The organism is Bacillus sp. SIMBA_154 (assembly GCF_046536015.1).
Taxonomy (GTDB): domain Bacteria; phylum Bacillota; class Bacilli; order Bacillales; family Bacillaceae; genus Bacillus; species Bacillus pumilus_P.
The window spans coordinates 1-252 of the sequence record NZ_JAWJBV010000458.1 but is presented as its reverse complement, the minus strand read 5'-3'; the positions used below and the strand labels follow the sequence as shown (position 1 = coordinate 252).

General features: G+C 45.6%; 1 tRNA gene. It reads left to right on the top strand.

From position 1 onward, the window contains the following. The first annotated feature begins 76 nt into the window (after nt 1–76). Nucleotides 77–148, top strand: a tRNA-Gln gene (locus R0K30_RS22765). The last annotated feature ends 104 nt before the right edge of the window (nt 149–252 follow it).

Here is a 252-nt window from a genome sequence, read left to right as displayed (position 1 = left end):
AGTGGCTAAACGCGGCGGACTGTAAATCCGCTCCCTCCGGGTTCGGCGGTTCGAATCCGCCCCCCTCCACCATTTTTGGGCTATAGCCAAGCGGTAAGGCAACGGACTTTGACTCCGTCATGCGTTGGTTCGAATCCAGCTAGCCCAGTTAAGACACCTTTTTGAAAAAGGTGTCCAGATTGTAGAGAAACTCATGTTTTTCTACAATCTTTTTTATTTTTAACGTATGTATGAAGAATGAAATGTATTGAA